Annotated in this window: 7 protein-coding genes; 6 read left to right on the forward strand and 1 reads right to left on the reverse strand. The window is 43.9% G+C overall.

Annotated elements, in window-relative coordinates; genetic code table 11:
• The 6 genes from D5R40_RS30470 to D5R40_RS43080 all read left to right on the forward strand — a co-directional run.
• Positions 1 to 513 (forward strand): T9SS type A sorting domain-containing protein (locus tag D5R40_RS30470; protein ID WP_134239646.1); only part of this gene is annotated, 513 nt, incomplete at its 5' end.
• 359 nt (positions 514 to 872) lie between these two features.
• Positions 873 to 1193 (forward strand): hypothetical protein, encoded by a 321-nt coding sequence (locus tag D5R40_RS38355; protein WP_205127755.1) that lies wholly within the window; start codon positions 873 to 875, stop codon positions 1191 to 1193.
• Positions 1129 to 1545 carry a helix-turn-helix domain-containing protein gene (locus D5R40_RS43075; protein WP_205127756.1) on the forward strand — a complete coding sequence of 139 codons (417 nt, stop codon included), beginning with the start codon at positions 1129 to 1131 and terminating at the stop codon, positions 1543 to 1545. Before D5R40_RS38355 ends, D5R40_RS43075 begins: the two co-directional genes overlap by 65 nt.
• A gap of 701 nt (positions 1546 to 2246) precedes the next feature.
• Positions 2247 to 2453, forward strand: a complete 207-nt coding sequence (locus D5R40_RS38365; protein ID WP_124155692.1) for a hypothetical protein — start codon at positions 2247 to 2249, stop codon at positions 2451 to 2453.
• 855 nt (positions 2454 to 3308) lie between these two features.
• A complete protein-coding gene (locus D5R40_RS38370; protein ID WP_205127757.1) occupies positions 3309 to 3689 on the forward strand; it encodes a pirin family protein in 381 nt (126 codons plus the stop codon).
• Entirely contained in the window at positions 3649 to 3849 is a 201-nt protein-coding gene (locus tag D5R40_RS43080; protein ID WP_375339430.1) for a pirin family protein, read from the forward strand. The genes D5R40_RS38370 and D5R40_RS43080 overlap by 41 nt, the downstream gene beginning before the upstream one ends.
• A 566-nt stretch (positions 3850 to 4415) precedes the next feature.
• On the opposite strand, the gene D5R40_RS36520 is transcribed toward D5R40_RS43080, so the two are convergent.
• The coding region (locus D5R40_RS36520) for a hypothetical protein (RefSeq protein WP_205127758.1) at positions 4416 to 4650 on the reverse strand (235 nt) is incomplete at its 5' end.

Raw genomic sequence — 4650 nt, forward strand, 5'->3', positions numbered from 1 at the left:
GGAGCCTATATCGTAGACGACACCGCCTGGGATGTTTATGCTATAGAAACCGAGTGGTCACCCGAGGGTCGTGTCATAGAGGAGTTTGAAAATGCCTGGGGCTTTCCTTTCATCGAATCCAATTTGAATACTCCCTGGACGCGCGACATGAGAAAGATTTTCACCCATCTGCACGTAGTCGATAATAATGATCCCAGTAACATTGGCGGAGGAGGACAAGCTCTTGCTCCATTAGCACCTCCCTTTGGAACTACCTCTATCAACAAACTGCCCGAGGATGCTTTTCGTATCTTTCCCAATCCCATGGAGGATTTTATGCAGATCGAGGCTAGGGAATACAATCAGCCTTTCACAGGAAAAATATTTGACCTCAGAGGAAAACTCCTGAAGACTTTTTCAGTTAAAAATGGAACGCAACAACTCAATACCATGGATTTTGCACCTGGCATTTATTTTATCCATTTAAGCAATAAGAAAGGAGAAGTCTTTTCAAAGAAAGTGGTGAGAAATTAAGTGTGCGAGTGTTCGGGTGCATGGGCTCTTGCGTAACTTTCTAAAAAAATAACCCGAACACGAGAATACCCGAACACGAGAATACGTCTCCATGTCTTCCATCAAAACATACCAAAACGTTAATAGGGTGATCCGCTCAAGAGCTTTGGAATATCCCGCACAGAGGATATTTACGATAAGCATGCAGGGAAAGCAGACGCCCCTCATCGCCATGATTTTTATACCATCATCCTTTGCGGCAGAGGCTAAGGGCCAGCACATCATCGATTTTAAAGAATATACATTGGGGGAACGACAGGTCTACTTTATTGGGCCGGGACAGGTCCATCAATCATAGAAAGCGGATCGGCCTCGGGGTTTTGCCATGGTCTTTCTCTGCTGATTTTTTAGGGGAAAACAACATTCCCTTACGCTTCATCGATGACCTCAATCTTTTCCGGGATTATGGGGAAAGTCCTCCTTTGATGGTGGATGAAAGTCAACTCAAAAAGCTGAAGAACTATTGCCAGGAGATTTTCGCTTATTATCACGGACAGGACAAATTTAAGGAGAAAGCCATCGCAGCATTAGTCGAACTCTTCCTCATCAACTGCAACAACCTCTGCAGCCTGCCTTTTGACAATACCCAGAGCCTGGAAGCCGGAAACTCCATCTTGCGAGGCTTTAAAGAATCTGGTTGAAGAAAAGTACAAGGAATGGCATGCCAGTTCTTCTCAATATGCAGAGGCTTTACACATCAGCCCCGACTACCTTAACCGTAGCATCAAATCTCTCATCGGCAAAACAGCCAAAGAATACATCCAATCCCGCATAACTACGGCCGCCAAACGGATGCTCTATTTCTCAGAGCTTTCCAATAAAGAAATTGGCTTCGAACTCGGCTTCTCCGAACCCGCCAATTTCAGTGCATTCTTTCAAAAAGTGTACAGGTATTTCCCCCTCCCAATTCCGCAAACAGGCCTAAGGTCGGATTTTCATAAGTCTTTCACGCATTCTCATATTCTTCTGAGAATGAATAGAAGAACTTTGTAAAACAATCAAGCAAAATAAATTGCGCGACGAGGCATTGCTGCTGCATTGGGTGAGGGGGTCGGGCGTGCGTTGGCGCGGTTTGCAGCAGCTTGATTTTTGCAAACTTTTCATCTAATAATACTTCGGCAAGAAATACTCCTTGCGAAAAAAGAAAAGCATCGAAGTTAGATTGTGAAACTACCTCAAGATGCTTTTTCAGAGAGCCAGGCTCTCATAAAAGTGATACTACATAAGATGGACCAACTAAACAAGTCCAGCAAGCAATTTATCGAGCAGCTATTGCTGCTATTTATGTCGATGCGCTGTCGCTAACACCTTTCTCAACATGGCCCGTTATGGGAGCTATTGTGAACGTAGTGTTACCGATATCATTTTGCTCGCTTTTTTTGATTTTCTCGATTTTAATCACAAGCTTTTTCAAGCCAGTGGAGCTACCGATTGTGTACTGGCCTTTGATCAGACCTATGTGCGAAAAAGTGGAAAAAGACGGCCCATGTAGATCGTTTTTATAATGGAGTAGCCAGCAAGCGTTTGCCTGGTTTGGAACTAGGGGTTCTAGCTCTGATCGATAGAAAACGCAAAACCGCCTTTCCCCTGGAGGTGATTCAAAGCCGGGCTCCCAAAGACTTAAAAGCAGAAGATAAAAGCTTGATTGATCATTATGCAAAGATCATAGTCGATCGGAAAGATAAACTGATCAAATGGCTAAATACTTGGTCTTAGATGGGTTTTTTGCCAAGAAAAAATACTTTAACGCTGTTAGAGAGCAGACCCAATTGCATGTGGTAACTATGCTAAGAAGAGATGCCGCTCTTCAATATTTATATCAGCTAGAGCCGGGTGTTAAAAGAGGCAGACCCAGAAAATATGATGGGAAAGTAAAACTCCAACCACTTGGATCCGGATAAGGTTGAAAAAGTATGCGATAATCCAGAGGTCGAACTCTATGCCTTTAAGGCTTATGCAGAACGCCTAAAACAGACCTTATTAGTGGTTTTAGCCCGATGGAAACATAGAGAGGGAAAGGCAAAGCCTTATGGCGGTCTATTGTTCTACCGATCTTGAACTCGATCCCATACAGGTATTTGAAATGTTTAAAGAACGATTTCAAATCGAATTCCTAATCCGAGATGCCATACAATTTACTGGGCTCGAGCATTGTCAAGCCAGAAGTGAAGAAAAAATAACATATGCATGTCAAATTTGGCCTTCTCTGCTGTTGGAGTAGCAAAGCTATTGCATATCCTAAGGGAAAACCCAGTAGGTTTTCTATGGCTAACTGGAAAAACCACTTTCACAATCATATGATGCTCAATTTCTTTTTCTACACTTTGAGCTAAACCCAAATGAGGAAAAAATAATCCCCATCATCAATAGATTCACTAGATATGGTAATATTGCCGCTTAATCTTGCCGAACTATTGTCTAAGGAAAAGTTGGAAACACCCTAAAAAAAACAGGATTATGGATCGTAAAGAATTTCTCACAAAAAAGCCTACTCACAGGAGCCGCAGCATCAATAGGTTCAAACTTATTGGATAGCTCAAAAAAGGAAGAAAAGAAATCTACTTACGACAAATTACGAGAACAAATAGGTTTCAATCATTTACCAAATAAGGAGGAAAGAACAATGAACACTGTATTGCACAAAGCAGAAAGTCGCGGACATGCTAATCACGGTTGGTTGAACAGCCATCACAGCTTTAGCTTCGCCAATTACTACAATACCGGAGCGCATGCATTTTGCGTCCTTCGGGTGCTGAATGATGACGTTGTTTTCCGAAGGGAAAGGCTTTGGTACGCACCCCCACGACAACATGGAAATCATTTCCATCCCTTTGGAAGGAGACCTCGAGCACCAGGACAGTATGGGAACCAAAGCGGTAATTCAGGAAGGAGACATCCAGGTAATGAGTGCTGGTACGGGCGTATTCCACAGTGAATACAATAAAAACCATGATAGAGCCGTGAAATTCCTGCAAATCTGGCTCTTCCCGAACCAAAAGAATGTGCAACCGCGCTACGACCAGCTTTCTATCAAGGAAGTGGAAAAACAGAATGAATTCTACCAATTCTGTCGCCCCATGCGGATGATCAGGGCGTATGGATTCACCAGGATGCCTGGTTCCACTCGGGAAATTTGAAGCGGGAGCAAGCGACACTTACACGATTAATAAGGCAGGCAATGGAGTTTATGCCTTCGTCCTGGAAGGAGATGTAAGCATTGAAGGACAGGCTTTAAACAAGCGAGACGGATTTGGGGTCTGGAATACGGACAAAATTGTACGTAAAAGCGAGCAGTGATGCCAAGGTACTGTTGATGGAAGTTCCGATGAATGTTTAGCTACAGCAAGATTAGCTCCGGGTCTGCATCAAAAAGGCAGGTCCGGAGCTTTATGCTATTCCTTATATTTGATTAGCCTTCCTTTCCCGGAGGAATCAAACACTTCCATATGCATAACGTCCTTTGGGATGATAATTTTACGAGAAGACTGTCCAAGATACCCAGAGCCATAGGTAAAAAGCAGGGCCTTTTTTCTACCATCCTCGAAGTACTGAATCGCTCGACTATCCAAAGGTAATGCTTCGAAAATAAGCGCTCCTTTATCGATATGTGATGATCGAAAGAGGTGTAAAGGCCCCGGTTTTCACTCGCTAAAAAAGCAGGCCCATCTTCCGTAAATACGCGGACCATTGCCGAATATCTCCCCTTAGACTCAAACCTGCCCTTTGGGCATCGACAGCTCCATAAGCCCCTTCTTTACCCCTACTCAGTACCAGGCCTTGCAAACCCGCATCAGGACCATTCCGACTTCTTTGTTGAAGTCATTCCCTGTTAACATCACCTCCTCCAGCCGTCCCCATCAAGGTCATGAGCGATTATTCCTTTGATGGGAGCGGTATTGCGCCTGTAGGGGCAACTCCTCCATCCACATCTCGCCCTTATTTTCTCTGACTAGCATCACGGAGGCCAGCTTTTCCGCGCTCAGTTGCAAAGCACCTTCTCGTTCTTTTTTGAGCAATACTTCCTCCCAGTCTGCTTTTGCATAATCCTTGTACTTTACGAAGCGCTTTTTCATGGCAACGATCTGCTTGGTTAATGCA

It is taken from the genome of Okeania hirsuta, assembly GCF_003838195.1.
GTDB classification, from domain to species: Bacteria; Cyanobacteriota; Cyanobacteriia; order Cyanobacteriales; family Microcoleaceae; genus Okeania; species Okeania hirsuta.